General features: G+C 73.5%; 18 protein-coding genes. 12 read left to right on the top strand and 6 right to left on the bottom strand.

Going from position 1 to position 26,192, the window contains the following annotated elements:
* Positions 1 to 52: 52 nt before the first annotated feature.
* Positions 53 to 1,408 (bottom strand): M14 family zinc carboxypeptidase, encoded by a 1,356-nt coding sequence (locus IH48_RS0130730; protein ID WP_158710382.1) that lies wholly within the window; start codon positions 1,406 to 1,408, stop codon positions 53 to 55.
* A gap of 195 nt (positions 1,409 to 1,603) precedes the next feature.
* On the opposite strand from IH48_RS0130730, the gene IH48_RS0130725 reads away from it, so the two are divergent.
* Positions 1,604 to 3,733 carry a hypothetical protein gene (locus IH48_RS0130725; RefSeq protein ID WP_158710381.1) on the top strand — a complete coding sequence of 710 codons (2,130 nt, stop codon included), beginning with the start codon at positions 1,604 to 1,606 and terminating at the stop codon, positions 3,731 to 3,733.
* Between the two features lie 190 nt (positions 3,734 to 3,923).
* Here IH48_RS0130725 and IH48_RS33770 read toward each other — a convergent pair whose 3' ends face one another.
* Positions 3,924 to 4,304 carry a hypothetical protein gene (locus IH48_RS33770; RefSeq protein WP_037843773.1) on the bottom strand — a complete coding sequence of 127 codons (381 nt, stop codon included), beginning with the start codon at positions 4,302 to 4,304 and terminating at the stop codon, positions 3,924 to 3,926.
* A 166-nt stretch (positions 4,305 to 4,470) separates the two neighbouring features.
* Here IH48_RS33770 and IH48_RS0130715 point away from each other — a divergent pair, with 166 nt between their 5' ends.
* Entirely contained in the window at positions 4,471 to 6,204 is a 1,734-nt protein-coding gene (locus IH48_RS0130715; protein ID WP_030912028.1) for a hypothetical protein, read from the top strand.
* 133 nt (positions 6,205 to 6,337) lie between these two features.
* Positions 6,338 to 7,978 (top strand): phosphoglucomutase (alpha-D-glucose-1,6-bisphosphate-dependent), encoded by a 1,641-nt coding sequence (pgm, locus tag IH48_RS0130710; protein WP_030912026.1) that lies wholly within the window; start codon positions 6,338 to 6,340, stop codon positions 7,976 to 7,978.
* A gap of 21 nt (positions 7,979 to 7,999) precedes the next feature.
* On the opposite strand, the gene IH48_RS0130705 is transcribed toward pgm, so the two are convergent.
* A complete protein-coding gene (locus IH48_RS0130705) occupies positions 8,000 to 10,285 on the bottom strand; it encodes an FUSC family protein (protein WP_030912024.1) in 2,286 nt (761 codons plus the stop codon).
* Positions 10,286 to 10,407: 122 nt separating this feature from the next.
* On the opposite strand from IH48_RS0130705, the gene IH48_RS0130700 reads away from it, so the two are divergent.
* Entirely contained in the window at positions 10,408 to 10,899 is a 492-nt protein-coding gene (locus IH48_RS0130700) for a membrane protein (RefSeq protein ID WP_030912021.1), read from the top strand.
* Positions 10,900 to 10,945: 46 nt separating this feature from the next.
* On the opposite strand, the gene IH48_RS0130695 is transcribed toward IH48_RS0130700, so the two are convergent.
* Positions 10,946 to 11,542: a helix-turn-helix domain-containing protein gene (locus tag IH48_RS0130695; protein WP_030912018.1), complete on the bottom strand. Its 597-nt coding sequence runs from the start codon at positions 11,540 to 11,542 to the stop codon at positions 10,946 to 10,948.
* 66 nt (positions 11,543 to 11,608) lie between these two features.
* Between IH48_RS0130695 and IH48_RS0130690 the strand changes: the two genes are divergently transcribed.
* From IH48_RS0130690 to IH48_RS0130675, 4 genes are all read left to right on the top strand, one after another.
* Positions 11,609 to 13,249 (top strand): methyltransferase domain-containing protein, encoded by a 1,641-nt coding sequence (locus IH48_RS0130690; RefSeq protein ID WP_234434444.1) that lies wholly within the window; start codon positions 11,609 to 11,611, stop codon positions 13,247 to 13,249.
* A gap of 280 nt (positions 13,250 to 13,529) precedes the next feature.
* Positions 13,530 to 14,576 (top strand): Dyp-type peroxidase, encoded by a 1,047-nt coding sequence (locus IH48_RS0130685; protein ID WP_030912012.1) that lies wholly within the window; start codon positions 13,530 to 13,532, stop codon positions 14,574 to 14,576.
* Positions 14,573 to 15,379, top strand: coding sequence for a family 1 encapsulin nanocompartment shell protein (locus IH48_RS0130680; protein ID WP_030912009.1), 807 nt, complete (start codon positions 14,573 to 14,575; stop codon positions 15,377 to 15,379). The genes IH48_RS0130685 and IH48_RS0130680 overlap by 4 nt, the downstream gene beginning before the upstream one ends.
* A gap of 86 nt (positions 15,380 to 15,465) precedes the next feature.
* A complete protein-coding gene (locus tag IH48_RS0130675) occupies positions 15,466 to 16,446 on the top strand; it encodes a tellurite resistance/C4-dicarboxylate transporter family protein (protein WP_234434443.1) in 981 nt (326 codons plus the stop codon).
* Between the two features lie 30 nt (positions 16,447 to 16,476).
* On the opposite strand, the gene IH48_RS0130670 is transcribed toward IH48_RS0130675, so the two are convergent.
* Complete coding sequence (locus IH48_RS0130670) at positions 16,477 to 17,883, bottom strand: M1 family metallopeptidase (protein ID WP_030912003.1); 1,407 nt, start codon at positions 17,881 to 17,883, stop codon at positions 16,477 to 16,479.
* 141 nt (positions 17,884 to 18,024) lie between these two features.
* A complete protein-coding gene (locus IH48_RS0130665) occupies positions 18,025 to 19,059 on the bottom strand; it encodes a LacI family DNA-binding transcriptional regulator (RefSeq protein ID WP_030912000.1) in 1,035 nt (344 codons plus the stop codon).
* Positions 19,060 to 19,217: 158 nt separating this feature from the next.
* On the opposite strand from IH48_RS0130665, the gene IH48_RS0130660 reads away from it, so the two are divergent.
* From IH48_RS0130660 to IH48_RS0130645, 4 genes are all read left to right on the top strand, one after another.
* Positions 19,218 to 20,549: an MFS transporter gene (locus IH48_RS0130660; RefSeq protein ID WP_078850158.1), complete on the top strand. Its 1,332-nt coding sequence runs from the start codon at positions 19,218 to 19,220 to the stop codon at positions 20,547 to 20,549.
* Between the two features lie 66 nt (positions 20,550 to 20,615).
* On the top strand, positions 20,616 to 24,584 hold the full coding sequence (locus IH48_RS36720) for a hypothetical protein (protein WP_078850157.1): 3,969 nt from the start codon (positions 20,616 to 20,618) through the stop codon (positions 24,582 to 24,584).
* A gap of 136 nt (positions 24,585 to 24,720) precedes the next feature.
* Positions 24,721 to 25,113: an SH3 domain-containing protein gene (locus IH48_RS0130650; RefSeq protein ID WP_030911994.1), complete on the top strand. Its 393-nt coding sequence runs from the start codon at positions 24,721 to 24,723 to the stop codon at positions 25,111 to 25,113.
* A 181-nt stretch (positions 25,114 to 25,294) separates the two neighbouring features.
* Complete coding sequence (locus IH48_RS0130645; RefSeq protein WP_030911990.1) at positions 25,295 to 26,140, top strand: SigB/SigF/SigG family RNA polymerase sigma factor; 846 nt, start codon at positions 25,295 to 25,297, stop codon at positions 26,138 to 26,140.
* The last annotated feature ends 52 nt before the right edge of the window (positions 26,141 to 26,192 follow it).

Raw genomic sequence — 26,192 nt, 5'->3', positions numbered from 1 at the left:
CATCGGCGGAGTATCGTGCGCCGCCGCACGGGCCGGTGCGGCCTCGCCGCGATCAGGCGGGCACGGCGGCCGCGCCGTCGGAGTGGGCGCCGCCCGCGGCCAGTTCGAAGGCGGCGCACACGACCCTGAACTGGTGCTCGACCTGGTCCTCGACGGGGATCCAGCGCGGCCTGCACCGTTCCTCGAACGCGGCGCAGCGCGCGGTGAGGAACCGGTCGAGGCGCTCCCGCACGTCCCGCGCCCCGGGCCCGCACGCCTCGACGGCCTGGTAGAGCATGCCCGCGGTGCGCAGGACGAGCCGGCGCGCGGCGATGGTCAGCGCGAGCACCTGCGCCCGGTTGAAGCCCCCGAGGCCGCCGGGGAACGCGGCGAAGGACTCGGGCCGCCACTCGTCGACGAGCGAGGGGCAGCTGCGCAGGAACTCGTCGACGGTGAGCAGCAGCGGCATCCCGTGGTCCGGGATGCGCGGCCTGACCCGCTCGGCCGTATCGGCGAGGAACGCCGCGTCGCGCTCCGTGGTACGGCTCGCAAGCGCCATGGCTCCGCACGGGTCGGGGTGCGGCGAGGGGTCGGCTATCTCGTCGGCCGCCCACATCGGCGCCTCGACGATCGCGGTGACCGTGCCGTACGCGTAGGGGTGGTACCAGGTGGAGGCGTGGCTCGACGACAGCGCGACCGCGAACTGGTCGCGCCTGCTCGGGGGCGGCATGTCGAAGACTCCGGTGCCGGGGCTCGGCCAGAAGAAGGCGTCGAACGGGGAGAGTTCCACGGGAATGCCCAGCCGCGCGGCGGACCTCGCGAGCGGCCGCGCGATCCCCGGCAGGTCGCGCGTGAGCTGCACGAAGCTGCCGCCGACGTCGACACCGTGCAGCGAGCACTGGAGGAAGGGGCGCACCTCGTCCTGGAGGTCGATCAGGGCGCGGGTCTCCGGCAGCAGTTCGGCCTCGGAGCGCGCGTGCAGCCACTCGGGCTGCTCGTAGAAGTTGGGCCGGAACATGCGCCTGAAGTGGTGGTCGAACGTCATCGGCCCGTTCAGCCAGCGCTCGTTGCGGCGTGCGCCGTCGGGGTCGAGGCACAGCAGCAGGTGCCAGGTGGCGGCGCCGGGGCCGTCGTCGCGCTCGCGGGAGACGAGGTGCTCGGCGATCCTCAGGGCGGTCGCGCCGCCGACGGGCTCGTTGGCGTGCGGCCCCGCGACGACGAGGACGTCGCGGTCGCCACCGCCGCCGACGGTCAGCAGGGTCAGCGGCTCGCCGCCGCGTGAGGAGCCGATGCGGCGCACGGTGGCGCGCCCGGGGTGGGCGGCGGCCAGCGCGCCGGCACGCGCGGTCAGTTCACCGACGGTGGGATAGCGCGGCGGCACAGCGCTCCGATCTGTCGTCCTCAGGTGCACGGCCGGCCCGCCGCGCACCGTGCGATAGTCAGTCACTGGAAGGCACGACGTCAACACTGCCCGTCACGTCACCCGCACGGTTTGGGGAGACCTTGGGGTGGGCCCGGCCCTGCCGTGGCCGCCCGTGAGGCAATACGCTGTGGCCGCCCAGCGGTACACGGCACGTCCGGGACGAAGGGGACGGTGCCGGTGGTGGAGATGGAGGGGGATCGCGTGGACGAGGCCGCGGAGGCCGACGGGACCGGTTCGGCCGGCGCGGCCGCCCCGGGGGCCGCCGGCTCGACGTTCAACTCGGTGTCGGGCCACGCCGTGGTCTCCGGCATGGTGATGGCCGAGCGGATCGGCGCCCTGACCATCAACGCGCAGCCACCGCGCGAGCTGCCGATCCCCCGGCAGGTGCCGCCCCCGCGCGGCGTGTTCGTCAACCGGGTGCGGGAGCTGGCCGGGCTGCGCGCCTCGGCCGCCACGCCCGCCGGCGGGCGTGGCGGCTCGTCCATCGTCGCCGTGACCGGACTCAGCGGGGTCGGCAAGACCGCACTGGTGGCCCAGTGGGTGCACCGCGATCTGCGCGAGAGCTACCCGGACGGCCAGCTGTACGTGGACCTCGACGACTTCAGGCGCGACGGCGTCGTCGACGTGACGGGCGTGCTCGCCGGCTTCCTGCGGGCGCTGCAGCCCGGCCGCGCCGAGGCGCCCGGTCATCCCGCCGCGTGCGCGGCGGAGTTCCGCAGCGTCGCGGCGGGTCGCCGCCTGCTGGTCGTCGCGGACAACGCGCGCCAGGCTCCCGAGGTCAGGCCGCTGGTGCCGCCCGACGGGCTGCTGGTGGTCACGAGCCGCACCTGGCTGCCCGCGCTCAGGCTCGACGGCGCCGCGCAGATCACGGTGGACCCGCTGGACGAGGCGGCGGGTGTCGCCCTCGTACGCAACTGGCAGGTGACGGCCGCGGCGGGAACGGCGGCCGAACTGGTGCGGCTGTGCGGCGGATTGCCGTTCGCACTGCGCGCCGCGGGCGAGTGGCTGGCCGGCCGGCCGCATCTGGGGCTCGACGCCGTCGTGCGGGCGCTCACCGCGCAGGGGCACGGATCCGGCGGGGAGATCGAGGGGGTCGGCGTGGTCCTGGACGCGGTGCTGGCGGAACTGCCGGAGCACTCACGGGCGTTGTACCGGCTGATCGGCTGCCTTCCCGGCAACACCGTCACGGTCGCCGTCGCCGAGGCGGCCGGTGCGCCCCGGGTGGACGACGCGTTCGGCGACCTGGTGACGGCGCACCTGGCGCAGCTCACCGAGGCGCGGAGCGGGCCGCGCAGGTTCCGGATGAACGACGCGGTCAGGAGCCACACGCGGCAGGCCGCGGCCGCCCTGCCCGAGGCGGAGCGCACGGCGGCGCTGCGGCGCGTCGTGGACTTCTACGTCGAGGCGGTGGCGCACGCGGACGCCGTCGTGCTGCACACCCGCTTCCGCATCCAGCCGCCGCCGTCCCGCACCATGGCGGAACTGTCGCCCTCGGGACCGCTGTTCGGCGACACCGGCGAGGCGCTCGACTGGCTGGACGCGGAGCGCGCCAACGTCCTCGCGGTGCTGCGCGCCGCCTCGAAGGAGCGGTGGTACGACGCGGTCTGGCGGCTGTGCGAGTCCCTGTGGGCGCTGTACCACAGCCGCGCCCACTGGGCGGACGCCCTGGAGGCGTACCTGCTCGGCATCGAGGCGGCACGCTGGGAGCGTCGTGACGACGTCGAGGTCAGGATGCGCAACCATCTGGCCCGCGTGCACGACGGGCTGGCCGAGTACGACGAGGCGCGCGCCCAGCTGGCGGCCGCGAGCGAGCTGCTGCCCGCCGTTTCCGACCCTCGGCTGACGGGCGTCGTGCGCGAGACGCAGGGGCTGATCGCGCTCAGGCTCGGCCGGCCGGGCGAGGCGGTCGGCCTGTTCCGCGAGGCGCTGCGGGCCAACGAGGGCGACGAGCACGGCATGGTGGTGCAGGCGTACCAGGTCGGCCAGGCGCTCCTCGCCTCGGGTGACGCCTCCGGGGCACTCGACGTGCTGGCGGAGGCGGCGCGGCGGGCCGAGGCGACGGGCGACCTGGCGATGCGCACCCGGCTCGGGATCGTGACCGCGCGGGCGCTTGACGCGCTCGGACGCACGGACGAGGCGGTCGCGACCGCGGTCACCGCCGCGGAACGCGCGTACGCGCAGCGCCTGATCCCCAAGCTCGACCAGGCGCTCGACCTGCTGGCGTGGCTGGCGGAACGTGCCGACCAGGCGGTGCTGCGCGAGAGGGCGGCGGGCAAACTGCGCGAGCTGCGGCAGGCGCGCGAGGACGGGCAGCCGGACGTGCTGGGCTGAAAAGCGGCGCCCGCTCGCGCTCGAAGCTGAACGGCGGTGATCAGGCCCGCGAGCCCCTCGTGGCGCGAGGCGGAGTGCGGTGCCGGCGGGCGGTGGCCCCGAGGGCTGCGCCCAGAACTCCGCCGCTCGGGCTGCAGCGGACTGCGTGGCGTCGATGATCACGGCGTACGCACGGCTGCGGTGCAGGGCGTCAGATCGGCCCGTGGCCGGCGCCCTGCTGGTGGCGTGGCGTCCACCATTCCGTGAGACCCCACACCGCGAGCGCGAGCACCGCCAGGGCCACCAGCGGCGCGGCCCACGGGCGGCGCACCCACCTGCCGGCCAGGGCCCAGGCGAGGAGCGGGACCAGCGCGCCGCCGAGCACGACGAGCGGCAGGTCGACGAAGAGCACGCTCAGGTCGCGGGCCTGGCCCTCGAACCCTCCGCCGACGCTGATCGCGGCCCGCGGCGCCCAGGCGAGCGGTGCGGCCACCGCGCCGAGTCCGGCGAGCAGGCAACCGGCGCCGTCGTTGCGCTTCGGGGCCCTGCGCGCCGTTGGCCACTCGGTCTGTTCCGCGGTCCTGTCGTCCATGCCCGCAAGGGACGCGGTGGTGCGGTGAGCGGTTCCGGCGGGCGGCGGCCGCGCGGCGCCGCGCCTGATCCGCACTAGAGTCACGTGCGACGACCGCGGGAGCCGCCGGCGGGAGACCGCACCGGGGCAGTACGCACCGACGAGGACACGTAGAGGCCGCACGCAGATGACGAGACTGGTGCCCCTGCCGCGGGCGCTGCGCCGCCGCCTCGCCGCGCCGCCCGCGCGCTCCCGCTGGGACACCTTCGAGCCGCCGCGTGCCTCGGTCATCGGCGTGGCGCGCAATCTGACGTCCGCCACGCGCGTGCTCGACGTGCTGCGGCTGCTGCGCCGCGAGGACGGCATCGAGAAGTACTGCGCGGTGAACCCGGGTTCCGCGTTCGGCGAGGGCCTCGGCGAGTACCTGGCGTCCACCGGCGTGCGGGTGCTCAGCTGGCGCGAGGCGACGCGCCGGTCGTTCGACCTGGCGGTGGCGTGCTCGGTGCACAGCTCGATGCGGCGCCTCGACGCACCGCTGATGGTGCTGCCGCACGGCGCCGGCTACAACCGGCTGGTCACCGAGTCGACGGGCGACGCCTCCTCGCCCGCGGGGCTCTCGCGCAGGGAGCTGATGCGGCACGGCAGGGTCGTTCCCGCGGCGATCGGCGTCTCGCACGAGGAGCAGATCGAGCGGCTGGCGCGCACCTGCCCCGAGGCCGTGCCGTACGCGACGGTCGTGGGCGACTGGTGCTTCCAGCGGATCCTGGCGAGCCTGCCGCACCGCGATCTGTACCGGGCGCGGCTCGGCGCGGTGGGCGGCAGGCGGCTCGTGGTCGTGCACTCGACCTGGAGCGAGCACTCGCTGCTCGGCAGACGGCCGGACCTGCCGCTCGACCTGGTGACGGCGCTGCCCGCCGACGAGTTCGTGGTCGCCGCCGTCCTCCACCCCAACGTCTGGGCGCGCGAAGGCGCCCACGGGGTGGCGGAACGGCTGGGCGCCGCGCTCGACGCGGGGCTGCGGCTGATCCCGCCGCACGAGGGGTGGCGGGCCGCGGTGGTCGCGGCGGACTGGGTCGTCGGCGACCACGGCAGCACGACGTTCTACTCGGCGGCCGCCGAGCGGGTCACCGTGCTCGCGGCGACCGGGCTCGAGGAGCTCGACCCGCGCTCCCCCGCCGCCGAGTTCGGCCGCCGCGCCCCGCGGCTCGACCCGGACGCCGACCTGTACGGGCAACTGCTCGCGGCGGAGGCCGCGCATGATCCCGGCCTGTTGCGGCCGGTGGTCGACCGGCAACTCGGCGGCGTCGACTCGTCCGGAGAGTCCACCAGGCGGCGGATGTACGAGTTCCTGCTGGAGCGCGGGGTGCGCCCACCCGCGAGGCCGCCGCGCCCCGACCCGGTGCCGCCGCCCGAGCCGGCCGAGCCGCGCCGTCCGACCGTGTACGACGTGACGGGGCGGGTCACCGACGACGGGGCCGTGGAGGTGCGCAGGTGGCCCGTGGTGGCGGACCACCACGACCGGGCGCGCGGCTTCTACGCGGTCGCGGCCGAGGAGACCCTGCGCCACTGGCTGGGCAGCGCGGACGTCATCGCCCGCACGACAGCGGACGCGGAGGTGCCCGCGGCCGAATGGGTACGTGCCGCGGCGGCGCGGCACCCGGGCGCGGGAGTGCTGGTGGCGGCGCTCGGCCCGCACCGCTGCCTGGTGGCGCTGCGCGGCGGAACGGTCGTGGAGGCGGCGTCCGAGCGCGCCTGGGGCACGCGCAGGGCGGAGCTCGATCCGCTGCTGCTGGGCTCGGCGGTCCACCTGTGGCTGGTGGACGGACGGCACGGCGACGGGCATGCGGGCCTGGCCGGGCAGGAGCTGACGGTGCGTACGGGCCGGATATCGGTACGGGTGGTGTGCACCGGGCGGCCTTGACACGGGTACGCCACGAGCATTCGTCACACTGTCAGACCGGCCCTGTGGACAAAGACGCGCCTGGTGGAGCCATGGCTTGAGAGGATGAGGCAGCAGATCGATCGCGGGACGACCGAGACGGAGGAGTGGGCAGATGGCGCACGAGCGAGCGGGCCGACCGGCCGGGCCGGAGGACCTCACGGACGTGGCCCGGCTGGTGACGGCGTACTACGCGCTGCATCCGGACCCGGGCGAGCCCGGACAGCGCGTGGCGTTCGGTACGTCCGGGCACCGGGGGTCCTCCCTGGCCGCCGCGTTCAACGAGGACCACATCGCGGCGACGAGCCAGGCGATCTGCGAGTACCGGGCGCGCCGGGGCACGGACGGCCCGCTGTTCCTCGGCGCCGACACCCACGCGCTCTCCGAGCCCGCGAAGGTGACGGCGAGCGAGGTGTTCGCGGCCAACGGCGTGCGGCTCCTGATCGACTCGGCCGACGGGTACACGCCGACGCCCGCGGTGTCGCACGCGATCCTGGCGCACAACCGCGGGCGCTCCTCGGGCCTCGCGGACGGCGTGGTGGTGACGCCGTCGCACAACCCGCCGGCCGACGGCGGGTTCAAGTACAACCCGCCGAGCGGGGGCCCCGCCGGCTCAGAGGCCACGGGCTGGATCCAGGACAGGGCCAACGAGATCATCGCGGCCGGCCTGGGCGACGTGCGGCGCGTGACGTACGCGCGGGCTCTCGCCGCCGATACCACGGACCGCTATGACTTCCTCGGCCGTTACGTCGCGGACCTGCCGTCCGTGCTCGACCTCGACGCGATCCGCGGGGCGGGCGTGCGGATCGGCGCCGACCCGCTGGGCGGCGCGTCCGTCGCCTACTGGGGCCGCATCGCCGAGGAGCACAGGCTCGACCTGACGGTCGTCAACCCGCTGACGGACCCGACGTGGCGGTTCATGACGCTGGACTGGGACGGCAGGATCCGGATGGACTGCTCGTCACCGCACGCGATGGCGTCGCTGATCGGGCAACGTGACAGGTTCCAGATCTCCACGGGCAACGACGCGGACTCCGACCGGCACGGCATCGTCACGCCCGACGCGGGCCTGATGAACCCGAACCACTACCTGGCCACGGCGATCCAGTACCTCTACGGCCACCGGGACCGGTGGCCGGCGGGCACGGGGATCGGCAAGACGCTGGTGTCGTCCTCGATGATCGACCGGGTCGCGGCGGATCTCGGCCGGAGCCTGGTGGAGGTCCCCGTCGGCTTCAAGTGGTTCGTGGACGGTCTGCTCGACGGATCGCTGGGGTTCGGCGGCGAGGAGTCGGCGGGCGCCTCCTTCCTGCGCAAGGACGGCTCCGTGTGGACGACGGACAAGGACGGCATCATCCTCGCGCTGCTCGCCTCCGAGATCCTCGCGGTGACGGGCAGGAGTCCGTCGGAGCACTACGCGGAGCTGACCGGGCGCTTCGGCGAGCCCGCGTACGCGCGCATCGACGCGCCGGCCACCCGCGAGGAGAAGGCGGTACTCGCGAAGCTGTCGGCGAAGCAGATCTCGGCGGACCGGCTGGCTGGCGAGCCGGTCACGGGCGTGCTCACCGAGGCGCCGGGCAACGGCGCCGCGATCGGCGGCATCAAGGTCACCACCGACTCCGCCTGGTTCGCGGCGCGCCCTTCGGGCACGGAGGACGTGTACAAGATCTACGCGGAGTCCTTCCAGGGCGCCGGCCACCTGGCCCGGGTGCAGGAGGAGGCCAAGGGGGTGGTCGCGACCGCGCTCGGATCCTGACCCGAGGGTCCGCCAGGGTGCCTACGCGGCGGCCGCGCGGGCGGCACGGTCCTCCGGGCCGGACACGCCGGAAACGGGGACGCCGAGCGGCCGGGCGAGGCCGATGACGCCCTCGTCCAGCCGCTGCAGGTGGCGCAGCACGCGGAAGGTGACCGATCCGGTGCGCAGGGCCTCGGAGTCGGTCTCCTCCAGCATCGAGGCGATGCTGGCACCGGATTCGACCTCGCCGCCGGCGCGTTCGTCGGCGACGTGCGCCGCGAGCACGGCGATGTTGTGGGCGAGGCGGTCCCCCGCCCCGGCGAGCCGGGGGTCGGCGGCGATCCGCTTGCTGTACGGGACGAGTTCGGCTGTCGCCGCCAGCGACCTGGCGTGGTAGGCGCCGCTCTCCAGCAGCGCCACGAGGTAGCGGGCGCTCTGGCGCCGCTCCCGCAGGGGCGTGAAGGGATGCGTGAGGGGCAGAGTCGAGCGGCGCAGGTCGTCGAGCGCGGTGTCCAGGTCGCGGGCCATGTCGAGCAGGTCGGCCGGGGCACCGCCGCTGAGCTGGGCGACCGCCGCCGACGCCACCTCACCGAGCCGCAGCAGCACGGTGCGCAACTGCTGGTCCGTGCGCCGTCCGGTTCTCACGGGCAGCACGATCAGGGCGGCGAACATGCCGCAGGCCGCGCCGAGCGCGGTCTCCTCGATCCGCAGGACGAGCACGGCGACGCTGTAGGTGTGCAGCAGCGTGTAGAGCAGTCCGAGCATCGAGGTGACGAAGAAGGACATCAGCGCGTAGCTCAGCGGCGCCGTGAAGAACATGCCGAAGATGCACAGCAGCACGAGGCCGAACGCGGTGTAGGTGTGGTTGCCCACCAGACCCGCGAGCGCGACACCCGCGACGACGCCGCAGACGGTGCCGATGAGGCGGCGGTAGCCCTTGACGAGGATCTCGCCGGTGGAGGAGGTGTTGAGGAAGACCACCCAGCAGGTGAGGACCGCCCAGTACCAGCGCTGTGAGGAGAGGAACTCCCCGCCTGCCATGGCCAGGACGGAACCGGCGCACACCTGGAAGGCGGCGCGCGTGGAGCGCCTGCGCAGCCCGGTCTCGTCGTCCTCGCCCGTCTCGGCGCTGCCCGCGGAGACGGCCTCGGCCTCGAACTCCTCGCGGGACCTCGCGGTCTCGGCCGTGTCGTCGGACTCGTCGCCCGGGCCGTCGAGGGCGAGCCTGAGGCCGAGCACGGCGCGGGTGGCCTCGCCGACGCCGCGGAAGACGTCCTGCACGGCGGATGGCCCGGCCGGCAGGTTCTCCTCCTCCCGGTAGCCCAGGAGCCGGTTGCGCAGCCGGACGTGCGCGGTGCCGCGGTGCTCCGGGCCGAGGCGGCTGATCAGCAGGTGGAGGGCGGCCAGGTCGCGGCGCAGCAGCGCGGTGGTGTCGGCGCCCAGCGGTCCTGTGGTGGGCTGGCGCGGCACGGGCGCGCCCGGCAGGTGCATCGTGAGGGTGTCGGCGCGCTCGGCGCTGCGCGCGTTGAGCAGCAGCACGCCGAGGCGCTCCGCGGCGATCTCGGCGTCGGCGATGCGGCGTTGCAGCACGTCGGCCCGTGCCACGCTGTCGGGCTCGTCGTCCAGCCGGCCCTGGATCATCAGGGCGGCCTCGTGCAGCCGCGCCGTGTCCCTGCGCAGGCCGGCGAGCACCTTCTCCAGCTCGTCGGGGGTCGCGTCGAACATCTCGACCTGTGTCGCGACGAGTTGGGCGAGCCGTGCGCGGAACGCGTTGCGCAGGCGGCCGAGCGTGCCGACCGTGGTCTGCCGGAAGAGGACGAAGCGGGAGACCGCGCTGGACGCGAAGGCCACGGCGATGGCCAGCCAGAGCTGGGGCAGGGCCGAGGGAGAGGCGTGCACGAACAGCGAGACGAAGTAGAACTGGAAGGCGAACAGCCCGATCGTGTAGCCGCGGTCGCCGAACCTGCGTGCGTAGACGGCGCAGAAGATCAGCGCGAGGAACACCAGGTCGCTGGGGATGCGGTGGCTGGCGAGGACGGCGCCGAGCGACACGGAGACGCACGCCGTGAACAGGCCGAGCACAAGGGTGAGTGCCTGCTTGGGCCGCGTCTTCTCGCGGACGCCGAAGGTGGCGACCATCGCCGCCATCGCGCCGGCGACGAGGTGGAAGACGACCGTGTGCAGCGCGAACAGCACCACGAGCGTCAACGCGATGGCGCAGACGGTGCGCAGCGCGGACGTCAGCCGGATGTATCCGGGGTCGGACGCGGCGAAGCGGTCGAAGACGCCGCTCCTCGTCCGCCTCGAAGACCGCGGTGTCGCTGCCATCGTCTCCCCGTACGCTCTTTCCGGCCATGGTCAGAGTTGGACCCAGCATCGCACGAGAACCTGGCGGGGCAATGCGCGGTCCCGCCCTCAGGGCCCTGAGTGGCGGGGCTAGCCTCGTGGCCATGTCGAAATTCCTGCTCGTCCTGCATGTGCTCGCGGTGATTGTCGGGCTGGGGCCCGTGATGGTCGCGTCGAGCATGTTCCCCTCCGTGCTGCGGCGTGCCACGACCGGTGCGGACGCCGCGGGCGCACGCGGCGCTCTGGGTGTCCTGAACCGGATCTGCCGCGTCTACGCGGCCATATCCATCGCCGTGCCGGTCTTCGGCTTCGGCCTTGCGAGCATGCACGGCGGAATGGGGAAGCCCTGGCTGATCGCGTCGATCATCCTGACCGTCGTGGCCGCGGGCGTCCTCGTCTTCCTGCTGCCCGCACAGCAGAGCGCGCTCGAGGCACTGGGCGGCGGCCCGGCGGCCGAGGCGGCGCCGGCCGAGGGCGGCGCGGCCACGGCGACTGCGACCGCCGAGGCGGTCTCGCCCGGCAGGCTCGCCATGCTGGCGGGGATCTTCAACCTGCTGTGGGTGGTCGTCGCCGTCCTGATGATCGTGCGTCCGTAGCGACCATCCACGGCGCCTGTCCCCAGCACCCCGGCGGGCGGGCGGTTCAGCGTTCGGCCGGCCGCGCCCGCACGTGCATGCGCTCGCCCTGGGGGCCGAACAGGGCGAGGTACTCCGCGGGCCGGTCCCCCGCGTTGACGAACCCGTGCGGGGTGCGGGTGTCGAACTCGGCGACCTCGCCCGCGGCCAGCGTGAGGTCGTGGTCGCCGAGCGCCAGCCTGAGCTGCCCGTTCAGGATGTACAGCCACTCGTAGCCCTCGTGGCTGCGCTGTTCCAGCCGCTCGTCCCGGGCGCCCGGCAGGCCGGGAGGGACGATGGCCTTGTAGGCGAGCAGGCCGCCGAGGTGCCGGGTGAGCGGGAAGAAGGTCGTGCCGTGCCGCACGAAGGGCCGGGACCGCACGCGCGGATCGTCCCGCTCCTGCGTGCCCACCAGCTCGTCGAGAGGCACGCCGTACGCCTTCGACAGCGGCAGCAGCAGTTCGAGGCTCGGCCTGCGCCCGCCCGACTCCAGGCGGGAGAGCGTGCTCAGGGAGATGCCTGTCGTCTCGCTCAGCGCGGCGAGCGTGGTGCCGCGGCTCTGCCGCAGTGCCCGCAGGCGCGGGCCGACCGAGGTCAGCACATGGGCGAGGTCGTCGTCAGCCATGGTTCCATTTGCCGACTCGGCAATACCTTTTGTCAAACGCTCCCCTGCCGTTCCACCATCGCCCCGATGGATCAGGAACGGGAGAACAGGCAGGAGAGCGGCATGTCGGCATATGCGGACCGTTATGACGTGGTGGTGATCGGCGGTGGCGCGGCCGGTCTCGGCGGCGCCCTGACCCTGGCGCGGGCGCGCCGCTCCGTGCTGGTGGTGGACGGGGGCGAGCCGCGCAACGCGCCCGCCGAGGGGGTCCACGGCTATCCCGGCCGCGAGGGCACCCCTCCGGCCGAGCTGCTCGCCGCCGCCCGCGCGGAGGTGGCGGGCTACGGCGGCGCGTTCGCCGACGGCACCGTCGCGTCGGCGACGCCGCTGCCGGGGGGAGGCCGCTTCCTCGTCGTGCGGGACGACGGCACCGAGGTGGTGGCGCGCCGTCTGCTGCTCGCGACGGGCCTGGTCGACGAGGTACCCCGGCTGCCGGGCATCGACCTGCTGTGGGGCAGGGACGTGCTGCACTGCCCGTACTGCCACGGGTGGGAGGTCCGCGGCACGCCGATCGGCGTCCTCGCCACGGGTCCGCTCGCCGCGCACCAGGCGCTGCTGTGGCGGCAGTGGAGCGACGACGTGACGCTCTTCCTGCACACGGCGCCCGAACCTGACGACGAGACCTACGAGCGGCTGGCCGCCCGGGGCATCTCGGTGGTGGACGGCGAGGTGACGGCATTGGAGGTGGCGGACGGCCGGCTCGCAGGCGTCAGGGTGGGCAGGGAACTCGTGGTGCCACGCACCGCCCTGGCGATCGCCCCGCGCTTCACGGCGCGCGACGCCCTGCTCGACGGCCTCGGCCTGACGACCGCCGAGCAGACCATGGCGGGGCATGTGGTCGGCAGCTGTGTGCCGTCCGACCCGACGGGCGCGACCGACGTGCCGGGCGTCTGGGTGGCGGGCAACGCCACGGTGCTCACGGAACAGGTCATCGGCGCCGCGGCGGCGGGCGTACGCGCGGGCGCGGCGATCAACGCCGACCTCGTCACCGAGGACACCGAGGCCGCCGTCATGGCGTACCGCGCGAGCGGGGCGTCCCAGGGCGAGCCGCTCGGCGGTCAGGACTTCTGGGACGCGCGCTACCGGCGCAGTGAGCGCATCTGGAGCGGCGAGCCCAACACCGAAATGGTCAAGGAGGTCGCCGGTCTGAGGCCCGGCCGCGCGCTCGACCTGGGCTGCGGCGAGGGCGCGGACGCCGTGTGGCTGGCCGCCCGCGGCTGGGACGTCACGGCCGTGGACATCTCTCCCGTCGCGCTGGAGCGCGCCCGTGCGCACGCGCGCGATGCCGGGGTGGCGGACCGTATCGACTGGCGCGCGGCCGATCTCGGCGCCGGCTTCCCCGCCGGCACATTCGACCTGGTGTCGGCGCAGTTCCTGCACTCGCCGGGCGAGATGGACCGGGAGACGGTCCTGCGCTCGGCCGCGGCGGCGGTCGCTCCCGGCGGTGTGCTGCTGATCGCCGGGCATTCGGGCGGGGCGCCGTGGGAGCCGGGCCACGCCGACCTGGTGCTGCCGACGCCCGCCGAGGTGGTGGCCTCGCTGCGGCTGCCCGAGGGCGAGTGGGAGGTGGAGCGCTGCGAGGACCACGAGCGCGTGCAGCAGGCGCCGGACGGCACACACATGGTGCGCACGGACAACACCGTCAAGGTGCGCCGCGTCGCCGGATGATCTCGCGGCCCGCGGGCATCCCGCTCCGCTCGCCCGGCGCGTAAGGTCCGGTGCGCGATGGAGAGTGGATCAGCCGGCGGCCTCCTGCTGCTTCGCGTCCACGGCGGAGGAGGCAGTCGACGCGTTGGGGGTACCCGGTCGGAGGCTGGGGGAGGACCGCAAGGTGTCGGGAGCCCGCTCGCCACCGCGCACCAGGCCGTTAGGATCGGCAGGGCCGGGAAGGCGCGGTCTCTCGCGGGCCGCGGGCCGCGGGCCCGGCACGAGCGAACGGGAGAGCGGATTGACGGTCGAACCAGCCACGGGCCCGGAGCCGCAGCCGGTGCTGAGCCCGCTCACCACGGTCGCGATCTTCCTGGTCGCCACGGTCGACGAGGGCGGCGAGCAGTCCGTGCGCGAACTGCTCGCCGACCTGCCCGGCCTCCGGCGCAGCTACGGCTTCGGCGCACCGGACGGCCGCCTCAGCTGCGTCGCCGCAGTCGGCTCCGAGGTGTGGGGGCGGCTGTTCGGCGGCCCGCGCCCGGCCGAGTTGCACCCGTTCGAGGAGCTGTCGGGGCGGCGCCACCGGGCCGTGGCCACGCCGGGTGACCTGCTGTTCCACATCAGGGCCACGCGCCAGGACCTGTGTTTCGGCCTCGCCTCCGAGATCATGGCCAGGCTGCGCGGGTCGGTCACGGTCGCCGACGAGGTGCAAGGGTTCAAGTACCTGGACGTCCGCGACCTGATGGGGTTCGTGGACGGCACGGAGAACCCGCAGGGCAGGGCGGCGGTCGACGCGGTGCTCGTAGCGGGCGAGGACGCGGACTTCGCGGGCGGGAGCTACGTCATCGTGCAGAAGTACCTGCACGACCTGGACGCGTGGAACGCGCTGCCCGTGGAGGCGCAGGAGAAGGTCATCGGCCGCACGAAGCTCACCAATGTCGAACTGGACGAGCCCACCTCGCACGTCTCGCTGAACACGGTGACGGACGAGGACGGCGGGGAGCGGCAGATCCTGCGCGACAACATGCCGTTCGGCAGCCCGGGACGCGGCGAGTTCGGCACGTACTTCATCGGCTACTCGCGCACGCCCGAGGTGACCGAGGAGATGTTGCGCAACATGTTCCTCGGCACGCGGGACGCGACGCACGACCGGATCCTGGACTTCTCCACGGCGGTCACGGGCACGCTCTTCTTCGCCCCGTCCGCCGACTTCCTCGACGACCTGCCCGACCCGCCGGCGGCCGCCGGCGAGCGTCCCGTACCGCACACCCGCACCGAGAGCCCGGAAGGCGCCGGCGCCGACGGCACCCTGGGCATCGGAGACCTGAACAGGAGCACCGCCCCGTGAACAACCTGCACCGCGAACTGGCACCCGTTTCCGCCGCGGCCTGGGCCGACCTGGAGGACGAGGCGCGGCGTACCTTCAAGCGCAACGTGGCAGCCCGCCGGATCGTGGACGTCCCCGATGCGGCGGGCGCCGAACTCGCGGCCGTCGCCACGGGGCACCGGGACACGGTCGCGCCGCCCGCGCGCGGCGTGCTCTCCCACACGCGCCGCTCGCAGCCGCTGGTGGAGCTGCGGGTGCCCTTCACCGTCGACCGCGAGCAGGTCGACGACGTCGAGCGTGGCGCGAAGGACGCCGACTGGGGACCCGTCAAGGACGCGGCGCGGCGCCTCGCCTTCGCCGAGGACCGTGCGGTCTTCGAGGGCTACGCGGCGGCCGGCATCGCCGGCGTCCGCGAGAGCTCGTCCAACCCGTCGCTCGCGCTGCCCGCCGAGGCGCGTGACTACCCGGGCGCGATCGGCCAGGCGATCAGCGCGCTGCGCCTGGCCGGTGTCGAGGGCCCGTACACGCTGGCGCTCAGCGCCGACGCGTACACCGCGGTCAGCGAGACGTCGGACCACGGCTACCCGATCCACGAGCACATCGCGAGGCTGCTGGACGGCGAGATCGTCTGGGCCCCCGCCATCGACGGCGCGTTCCTGCTGTCCGCGCGCGGCGGCGACTTCGAGCTGTGCCTGGGCCAGGACGTGTCCATCGGCTACCTCGGCCACGACGCGACCAGCGTGGAGCTGTACTTCCAGGAGACGTTCACGTTCCTCGTCCACACGTCCGAGGCGGTCGTCCCGCTCACCCCGCACCAGGGCTGACGGGTCGCTCGGCGGGTGGACCGGATACGGAGCTCTTCGGCGCGCGAGGGGTGGCGCGGCGGCGGCGCGGGCAGTGGGATGGTGTGGTGACCTCCCAAGCGTCGAGACCCCTTCCGGGCCGGTGGGCCGTGCCCGGCCACTGGTGGGCCGAGCTGCCGCCCGCCGCCGGCGGCTGCGTGATGGCGACCGGCATCATCTCCATCGGTCTCGCCCTGTCGGGGTACGAGGCGGCGTCGCTCGCGGCGCTCGCGGTCGGCGGGCTGCTGTGGCTGCTGCTCGCCTACGACTTCGCGGCGCGGCTGCTGCGCGACAGGGCTCGGTGGCGTTCCGAGGCCGACACACCGCCCGCGCTGACGGCGGTCGCGGCGACGACGGTGCTGGGCACGCGGGTCGCGCTACTGGGCGGGCTGAGCGTCGCGGAGGCGCTGCTCTCGCTGGCCGCGGTGGCCTGCCCGTACCTGCTGTACGCGGTGATGGCACGGTGGCGCTCGCGCGTGCCGGGGGCGGCGTTCCTGGTGTGTGTGGCGCCGCAGGGCATGGGCGTGCTCGCGGGGACGCTGGCGCTGGCCGGGGTCGGCGTCTGGGCGGCGTGGGCCGGGCTCGCCTGCCTGTGCGCGGGGCTGCTGCTGTACGTGGCGGCGCTGGTCCGCTTCGACCTGCGGGAGCTGCGCACCGGGCGCGGCGACCAGTGGGTGGCCGGCGGCGCGCCGGCCATCTCGGCGCTGTGCGCGTCGAAGCTGGCCGCGTACTCCGTCTGGCACGGGGCGTCGCACGGAGTGCTGCGCGGGGTGACGCTCATCCTCGTGGCGCTGTGTCTCGCCTGGTACGCGGTGCTGCTGGCGTCGGAGGTGCGGTGGCCGCGGCCGGACTTCGACATACGGCGCTGGTCGACCGTCTTCCCCCTCGGGATGACGGCGGCCGCCTGCCTGTCCGCCGCCGCGCCGACGGATGTCCCCGCGCTGCACACGCTGGGCGAGGTGCTGCTGTGGGTGGCGGTGGCGGCATGGCTGTTCACCGCGGCGCGGCTGGCGGTGACGCTGCGCTCCGCCGCTCCGGCCGGCCCCTGAGCGGGGCGGCCGGGGCGGCGGCCGCGTGCGCTACGGGAGGGCCGGGCGTCCGGGCGCCTCGAGCCAGGTGTGGAAGAGGCCGCGCAGGTCCTGGTGGGAGACCTTCTCCGCCAGCGCCTCGAACTGCTGGGTCGTGCCGTTGCCGTAGCGGTGGGCGGCGGTCCAGGCAGGCAGCAGCTTGAAGAACGCGGTGTCACCGATGCGCTCGCGCAGCGCCTCGAGCGTCATCGCGCCGCGCGTGTAGACGGCGTCGGCGAACATCGTGTCGTGCTTCGGGTCGTCCACCTGCCGCTGCCAGAAGTCGCTGCTCGCGGGGCGGGCGTTGTACGCGTCGACGAAGTCCTCGCGCGTCGTGTGCGTGCCCTTGTGCTCGTCCCACAGCCACTGGGCGTAGGTGGCGAAGCCCTCGTTCAGCCAGACGTTCTGCCAGGTGGCGACGGACACCTCGTCACCGAACCACTGGTGTGCCAGTTCGTGGACGATGGTCGACTCGCTGCGGACGGCCGAGTAGGCGGGCTTCGACTGGACCTCCAGCGAGAAGCCGGCCTGCGGCATGTCGTCCACGATGGCGCCCGTCTCCTCGAAGGGGTAAGGGCCGAACAGCTTGGTCCAGTAGTCGGTGGCCTCGGCGGTCACCTTGTAGACGTCGACGTTGCCCTTCGGCAGCACCGGGTCGGTCGCGACGTAGATCGGTATGCCGCCCGGCGTCCTGCCCTGCTGCACGTCGAACTTGCCGATGGTGGCGGTCGCGAGGTAGGTCGCCATCGGCTTCGACTCGCGCCAGTGGAAGTACGAGCGGCCGTGCCGGGTGTGCGAGTTCACCAGGCGGCCGTTGGAGACGCCGGTCAGCCCCTTGGGCGCGTCGATGCGTATGTCGTAGGTGGCCTTGTCGCTCGGGTGGTCGCTCGAGGGGAACCAGGTGGAGGCGGCGTTGGGTTCGCAGGCGACGAAGACGCCGTCCTTCGTCTTCATCCAGCCGTACTGCGAGCCGAAGACGATCGGGCCGCTGAGGGCCTGCGGCACGCCGTGGTAGGCGACCGAGACGCGGAATCGGCGATGCTTGGCGAGGTGTTTCGCCGGGGTGATGACCAGTTCGTCGCCCGATCTCGTGAAGTGGGCCCTGCGGCCGTCGACCCTGACCGTGTCGACGGTCAGCTTCTGCAGGTCGAGGTCGAAGGAGCTGAGATCCTTGGTGGCTTTCGCGGTGAGCGTGGTCGTGCCGTCGAGGACGTCGGTGTCCGGGTTGTACGTGACGCCCAGGTCGTAGTGGAGCGCGTCGAAACCGCCGTTGCCGAGGTCGGGGAAGTACGGGTCGCCGATGCCCGGCGCGCCGGGTGACGCGGCGCCGGGGGCCGCGGCGATGGCGAACGCGCTGGCGACGGCCGTCGCCAGCGCGAGCCAGCGGGAGGTACGGCGGACCGAACGTGACAGAGCCATGACAGCCTTTCGGATACACGATACCGGTGATCGGACGTGCACACTCTGCTCCGTTCGGCGCCCCCTCACTCCATGAACGGGACACTTTTTCTTGCGAGTGCCTTGAAATAGCGGGGAGTTGACCTGGTTGCACCCGACTTGTCAGCCGGGCACGGGCCCCGTCGTCCCGCGGACCACCAGGCTCGGCGAGACGGACATCAGCACCGCGCGCGTGCGTCCGTCGATCCGTTCGAGCAGCAGCCGCGCCGCCGTGGACCCCATCAGCCCGCCCGCCTGGTCCACGCTCGTCAGCCGCACCGGCGCCATCGCGGCGACCGCCGTGTTGTTGTACCCGGCGAGCGAGACGTCCTCGGGGATGCGGAGCCCGAGCTCGCGCGCCGCTCGGAACACGCCCATCGCCGCCACGTCGGCCCCCGCGAACACCGCCGTGGGCCGGCCGGGGCCCGCGAGCAGTTCCATGCCCGCCCGGTACCCGCCCTCCTCCGAGTACGCCGTCGTCGCCACCCGCGCGCACTCGTCCAGGCCGTGGAGCCGCATCGCCTCGCGGTAGCCGCGCCGCTGCACCCGCTCGGGCGTGCCCGACCAGCCGGCGCTGTCGTTGCCGTGGGCCGACGTCAGGGCTATCCGGCGGTGCCCGAGCGCGACGAGGTGGTCGACCACGAGAGCGGCACCCTCCGCGTCCGCGTCCACCACCGAGTCGTAGGCGTCCGCCGTGTCGTGGTGGCCGATGACGACGGTCGGCACCGTGGCCGCGGCGCTGACCACCTCCGCGCGCGAGAACCCGGGGCCGATCAGGATGAGCCCGTCCATCTGGCGGTCGACCATCGCGCGCGCCAGCCGCAGCTGGTCCTCCGCGCCGAAACCGGCGGCACCCAGCAGCATCTGGTAGTCCGTGGAGCGCAGCCGCTCGTTGACCCCGTCCAGGATGTCGGCGAAGAAGGCGTTGCGCAGGTTGTCCAGGAGCACGCCGATCGTGTACGTACGGCCGCGCATGCCGCGCGCCGCCGCGTGCGGCCGGTAGTCCAGCGCGTCCATCGCCTCGCGCACCCGCTCGCGCATCGCGTCGCTGACCCCGTACGCGTTCCTGAGCACCTTGGAGACGGCCGAGGTGGACACGCCCGCATGCCTCGCCACGTCCGTGATCGTCACACGGCGCCCGCCGCCGACCGGGTGCATTGAAGCGCCTCCGCTTTCCGGCCCGCCCGGATCGGGTAAGGCCAAGGTTTCACACAACGTTCTACAACCTTACGCACGTGTCTTGACGTCGAACGGGCGCTCGACCCTACGGTGGCCTCCCCTTGGTTGGAGAACGTTCTACGACGAGGAGCGGCAGCATGGGACAACCGGCAGCCGGCGGCCGTACAGCCGGAGACTCCCCCGATGACGTGCAGACCACGGACGGCGACCCGGCCGGTGGCATCAGCCGCCAGCAGTGGAAGTGGTCCGCGCTCGCCGGCATGGCGTCCTATCTCGACGCGGGCTCGATCGTGGCGATCGGCTCGGGTCTCGCGCTGTTCCAGGACCACCTCCATCTCGCCACCTCGGGCCTGACGGGCGTGGGCGCGCTCGCCGCCATAGGGCCCAACGCGATCGGCGCCGCCGTCGGTTCCTTCATCGGCGGCAGGCTCGGCGACAAGCTCGGCCGCAAGCGGATCTACCAGTACGACCTGCTCGTGTACGCGGCGGCCGTGCTGCTCATCGCGCTCTCGGTGAACGCGTGGATGCTCTTCCTCGGCACGTTCGTCGTGGGCGTCGCCGTCGGCGCCGACGTCCCGACATCGCTCGCGCTCGTCGGGGAGTTCTCGCCCGTCAGGGCGCGCGGCAAGCTGCTGGGGCTGACCCAGGTCGCGTGGAACATCGGCCCCATGATCGTGCTGCTGCTGGCGCTCGCGCTGTCGCACCTGAACCTGCTGGGCATCAGGATCGTGTTCCTGCACCTGGTCGTGGTCGCGATCGTCACGTGGGCGATGCGCCGGGGCATGACCGAATCCGCCATGTGGAAGAAGGCGGCCGAGAAGGGCGCCGCGAGCAGGGCTCGGATGCGCGCGCTGTTCAGCGGCGCCCACCTGAAGGCGCTCGCCTGGACGGGCAGCTTCTACGTCTTCCAGGGGCTCGCCGCGGGCACGGCGGGCCTGTTCACCCCGTACATGGTCAAGAACCTGGGTGCGGGCGACCAGACCGTCTCCGTCGCGCTCGCGTGCGCGGGATTCGGCATCGGGATCGTGGCGACCGTCTTCGTCTACATGCCGCTGAGCGACCGCAACCACCACACGCGCAAGCAGTTGTGGGCGGCGGGCGCGGTCATGCAGATCGTCGCGTACGCGCTGTTCCTGTGGTTCCCGTTCACGGTGCCGACGATCCTGCTGAACACCTTCCTGTTCGGTGTCGGTGCCTCGCTGGCGGGTGACGCGTTCTACAAGACCGTCAGCCAGGAGCTCTTCCCGACGATGCTGCGCGGCACCGCCCAGGGCTTCACGTTCGGCGTGGCACGCGCGTGCCTCGGCGTGTGGAGCTATTACGTGCCGCACCTGGCGAGCGCGGGGATCACGACGGTGGCGGCGCTGCTGTGCGCGTTCTTGATCATCAGCGGCTGCGTGGGCTTCTTCTTCATGCCGAACACCGTCGGCAAACCGCTCGACTCCATCCAGCTCGAACGCGCCCACTGAACGACGGGCGGTCAATGCGCGACCCGCACTGCACGCACGACCCGCACGTCAGAAAGGCCCCCGCTCGTGACCGACCCGGCATCGCGGCTGCTGTCCCGCTTCACCGACCCCGCCCCCGAGTACGGTCCGCTGCCGCTGTGGTGGTGGAGCGGCGCGCCGGTCACGAGGGAGCGGCTGCGCTGGCAGATGGAGCAGATGCTCGCGCAGGGGGTGCGCCAGGCGGTCGTGATCTGCCTGGCGCCGACCGGGCCGATGTTCGGGTCCCTCGCGGACGATCCGCCGTACCTGAGCCCCGAGTGGCTGTCCCTGCTCGACGACGCCTGCGCGGATGCCGACGAGCTGGGTTTCACCCTCTGGATGTACGACCAGATCGGGTTCTCCGGCGCCAACCTGCAAGGGCGGCTGACGGCGGACCGCCCCGAGTTCGCGGGGCTCGCCCTGTACCGCACCACCGCGGACACCGACGGGGGGCCCGCGGTGGTGCGCGCGCCGGCCGGCCACACCGCCCTGGCCGCGTACGCGACGCCGTACGCGGGGGGCGAGGCGAGGCACGTGCCGGTGCCGGTCGCCGGCGGTCAGGCGCACTGGGAGGGCGAGCCCGCGTGCCTGGCCCTCGTGCACAGCGGCATCAGCGGCTTCGACTACTTCGGTGTGGAGGCGTGCGCCGCGCTCCTCGACCAGGTGCACGGCACGCTGGAACGGCACGTCGGCAAGTGGTTCGGACGTTCCGTCGGCGGGTTCTTCCAGGACGAGCTGCCCGCCCTGCCCACGTGGGGCCGGGACTTCGCGGACACCTTCGCGGCCCGCTACGGCTACGAGCTGGTGGAGCGGATCGCCGCGCTGTGGGAGGGCGGTGACGACGACGCGGTGCGGGTGCGGCGCGACTACCACGAGCACCGGGCGGCGCTCGGCCGGCGCGCGTTCTTCGGGCCGCAGCGCGCCTACTTCGAGCGGCACGGCCTGATCTGCGGCTTCGACCAGCCGTCGCCCGCGCGCGAGGGCGACCCGGTCGGCGGCGTCACGGTGTACGGCGACTACCACGCCACGCACCGGGGGTACGGCGCGCCGGGCAGCGACCACTGGGGCGACGCCAAGGTGCACAGCTCGATGGCGCACGCCAACGGCGAACCGCGCACCTGGATCGAGGCGTTCCACTCCTCCGGGTGGGGCGGCACGCCCGAGGAGACGTACGACTGGCTGTCGCCGTTCCTGCGCCGCGGCGCCAACCTCTACGACCCGCACGCCGTCTACTACGCGACGCCGGGCGGCTGGTGGGAGTGGGCGCCGCCGTCCACCTGCTGGCGCCAGCCGTACTGGCCCGTCTACCACGTGTTCGCGGGCGCGGTGGCGCGCCTGTGCTCGGTGCTGACGGCGGGCCACCACGTGTGCGACACGGTGCTGCTCTCCCCCACCACGACCGCGCAGGGCCACCTCACCCTCGACGGGCCGCTCGCAGCCGCCACCGAATCGGCCGAGCTGTACCACCGGCTGAACGGCGTGGGCACCTGGTTCGCCGAGCGGCGCGGCGTGCTGGAGAGCGCCGGGATCGACCATGACGTCCTCGACGAGACGGCGCTCGCGGGCGCGCGCCTCGCCTCGGACGCGGCGGGCGCGGCGCTGGCCGTCGGCGCGGAGACGTACCGGACGGTGGTGGTGCCCGGCGCCCGGGCGCTGCACGCGGCGGCGGCCCGCACGCTCGCGGAGTTCGCGCGTGCGGGCGGCCGTGTGGTGTGCGTGGGCCGGGCACCCGAGCTGTTCCTCGGCGGCGAGGGTGAGAACGGCGCGGGCGCCGACGGGGGCTTCGCGGCCGCGCTGGCTGACGGTCTCGTCACGGTGGTCGCGGACCCCGAGCTGGTGCCCGGCACGGTCGCCAGGGGCCCGGTTCGGGTCACCGCCGACGCCCCGTACCTGCTGCGGCGCGACGGCGACACGCACGTGCTCGCGCTGGTGGCGCACGACGAGGACACGGGCACGCGCGCCCCGATCGTCGCGCTCGACGCGCGCGGCTGGACGACGCAGGACAACTTCTCCTGGTCCGAGTACTGGCGCCAGTTGCGCGAGGACGGCTACACATACGTGCCGCCCACGGGGCGCACCGCGGCCGTGTCCGTCGAGGGGCTCGACGCGGCGCCGCGCGCCCAGCGCTGGGACCCGGGCACGGGCGCGCGGACTGAGCTGGCGGTCTCACCGGGCGCGGACGGCTGCTGGCGCTTCGACGTGCCGTTCGAGGACGGCGCCGTGGCGCTCGTCGTCCTCGGCCGGGATCTGCCGGAGCCGAGCGGACGCCCCCTGGGTCCCGTCACGGGAGCGGTGGAGGTGACGGGCCCGTGGCGGGCGCTGGCGCTGTCCACGCTCGACAACGACTGGGGCGACCTGGCGGCCGCGGACCGGCGCGGGACGCTGCCGGTCGAGGTGTGGCGCATGGAGCACCGCGCGGACGAGGAGGGCCCCTGGGTCCCCGTGACGGCCGGGTTCGGGCCGTTCGCCGAGGTGCGCGCGGGGACGGGGGCGTACGAGCCCGGCGAGTGGTCGCTGTCGCGCGGCATCCGCAACGATCCGGTCCACGACTACCGGCTCGGGCCCAAGGGCTACGTGCCCGAGGAGTTCATCGACCTGCGCCACGCCGCCGAGGGCGACACGGCGTCGGTGCGCACGCACCTCACGCTGCCCGCCGGGTCGGGATCCCGGTGGCTCGCGGTCGGCGCCAACACGGCACGGCGGGTGCGGGTGGACGGCGCGGAACTGCCGGTGGAGGGCGACGGCTACCAGTCGTTCAGCCCCCTGCCCGAGGCGTCGGCCGGCCGGACGGTGGCGCTCGACCTCACCCTGACGGCCCTCGCCGACGGGCCGGTGCGCGCCTCCTTCGCGGTGGTGCGCGACCCCGACGCGTACCGCCGTCCCGAGTGGCTGTCGGCCGGCGCGGGCGGCGTGCCGGGCAGGACGTACGACCTGACGCTGCGCGCGACGCTCGAACAGCTGCCGCAGGACACGACGGTGCAGGTCAGCAGCGACGGGGCGTGCGCCGTGCTCGTCAACGGCGCGGAGGTCGGGCGCCAGGGCGACTTCAACCCGTACCCGGGCCATCGGGAGGTGAGGGTCCACCCGTACGACATCGGCGCGCACCTGCGCGCCGGCGAGAACGAGTTGACGCTGCGCCTGACGGACGCGGACGGCGCCCCGACCGCCGGGGCCCTGGACTCGGCCCCCGTGGCGCAGGGCGGCCTCGGCTGGCGCAGCGGTGCGCACTGGACGGCCGCCTCGGACGGCGCCGGGCTGCCGCTCGTGCCGCGCCCGACGCACCTGGGGCGCGACCCGCGGTTCGTCTGCGCCTGGGCAAGGCCGCACCCGCTGCCGGGCGCGCACTGGCTCGAACCGGCGGCGGCCCAGGGCGCTGTGGTGGAGCCCGTGGTGCCCGACACGGCACCGGGCCCGCCGCGTGAGGAGTGGCTTCGCTTCACGGCGCCGCTCGGCGCGACGGCGCTGCGCGTACCGACGGACCTGCAGACGGCTGTCCTGGTGGACGGCCATGAGCTCGTGCCGGACGCCACGGGCCGTGTGGTGCTGCCGGAGCCGGCCGCCGCCGGGTGCGAGGTGGTGCTGCGTGTGACCGCGGTCGACGGCCGGCGCGGCGGCGCGCTGCTCGACGCGGCGGTGGCGGCCGAGGTGGCGGAGGCCGTGGCGCCGCTGGCGCGTTGGGAGGACCTCGGGCTGCGCGCGCTGGGCGGCGCCGTGCGCTACCGGGCGGAACTGCCGCTGCCCGAGGTCCCGGCGGGCCGTGCGGTGCTCGACCTGGGCGAGGTGCGCGGCACGGCGGAGGTCACGGTCAACGGCGTGCCGTGCGGCGAGCGGGTGTGGGCGCCCTGGACGGTGGAGGTGACGGGCGCGCTGCGGCGCGGCGCCAACACCGTGGAGGTCGTGGTGCGCGGCACGCTCGCCGGCTACCTCGAAGAGGCGTCGCCGACGCGCGCGATCGCCGCGGGCCAGGTGCGTACGGGCCTCTTCGGACCGGTATGTCTGCGTACGCACGAGGCGTGAGGGAATAGACCAAGATCCGACTTTACGCACACTTTTATACGCCCTTAAGAGTGATAAAGCTGTTTCTTTCGGTCTCTTCGGGCTCGCGCCGTGCCATTAAAGAAGGGCACAGCAACTCCAGCGAAAGAAGGACTCCATGCACGCATCGCGTGTTGGGCGCCGGGCAGCCACCGCCCTTGCCGGGATTCTGATCGCGGGCGCGGCCTCCCTGGCCGCCGCACCCGCGAACGCGGCCTCCCCCGTCCCCGACGGGCAGGCGACCCCGACCCATGCGCAGACCGCACAGAACGCGGCCTGGCAGCACCCGCGCGGCAGGGTCGTCGCGCGGCTGCCCCTGTCGATCCGCGCGCGGGCCACGACGAACTCCAGCTACCTGGGCAGCCTGCGCCCCGGTTCGATCGTCGAACTGCGCTGCAAGAAGCGCGGACAGAACGTGGACGGCAACAACCTCTGGTACAAGCTGGAGAACCACCGCGGCTACTCCGCGGCGCGCTACATCCAGAACCTGTCGCACGTCCCGTGGTGCTGATCGGCTCAAGCAGCACCGCGTGACACGTCCTCTGCCGCCGAGCGCTCCCCGCGCGCGGCGGCAGAGCCGTGTCCCGCACCTGGTTCGGGGCGGCCCGAAAAGATTTCCCTGCGGAAAGTATTGTCATGGGGATCCGGGGCAGAAGACGGTCTGCCCCACCCCGTTCTTGAAGGGAACGCTCATGGTCTCCACCACCGTCGGCCCCGCGGCACGTGTCGGCGAGCTGCCCCGGATCGAGGACCCTGAGGCAGTCTCGCCCGTCGACGCACGTGCGATGTCGAAGCTGTTCTTCGACCGGCTCCAGGAACTCGAAGAGGGCTCCCACGAATACGCGTACGCACGCAACACCCTCATCGAGATGAACATGTCCCTGGTCCACTTCGCCGCGCGCAGGTTCAACAGGCGCGACCAGGTCGAGGACATGATCCAGGTCGGGATGATCGGCCTGATCAAGGCCATCGACCGGTTCGATCTGAGCCGGGAGAACGAGTTCGCCACGTTCGCCGTGCCGTACATCGTCGGGGAGATCAAGCGGTTCTTCCGTGACAGCACCTGGGCCGTGCACGTGCCGCGCCGCCTCCAGGAGATGCGCGTCGAGCTGGCCAAGGCCAGGGACCGCCTCTCCCTGAGCCTCGACCGGGAGCCGACGGTGGCCGAGCTCGCGGCGGAGCTCGGGCGCCCCGAGGAAGAGGTCGTCGACGGCCTGATCGCCGCCAACGGCTACAGCACGGACTCGCTGGACATGCCGTACGACAGCGGCGAGGGCTCGGCGCGCAAGTCCGCCACGCTCGCCGACTCCTTCGGTGCCTGCGACCCGGGCATGGAGCTGGTGGAGGACCTCGCCTCCCTCGCGCCGCTGCTCGCCGAGCTGGACGGCCGCGACCGTACGATCCTCGAGATGCGCTTCGGCAGGGAGTGGACGCAGTCCGAGATCGGCGAGGCGCTCGGCATCTCCCAGATGCACGTGTCGCGCCTGCTGGGCCGCACGCTCAAGTCGCTCCGCTCGGGCCTGCTCACGGAGGACTGAGCCTCGGCGTTCCCCCTCCTTACCGGCTGCTCGGCCCGGTGCACGGTCTGCC

The sequence above is a fragment of the Streptomyces sp. NRRL F-5126 genome, from assembly GCF_000721265.1.
Taxonomy (GTDB): Bacteria; Actinomycetota; Actinomycetes; order Streptomycetales; family Streptomycetaceae; genus Streptomyces.
Note: the sequence above shows the minus strand (reverse complement) of the source record. Positions and strands in the feature narration are given on the sequence as shown.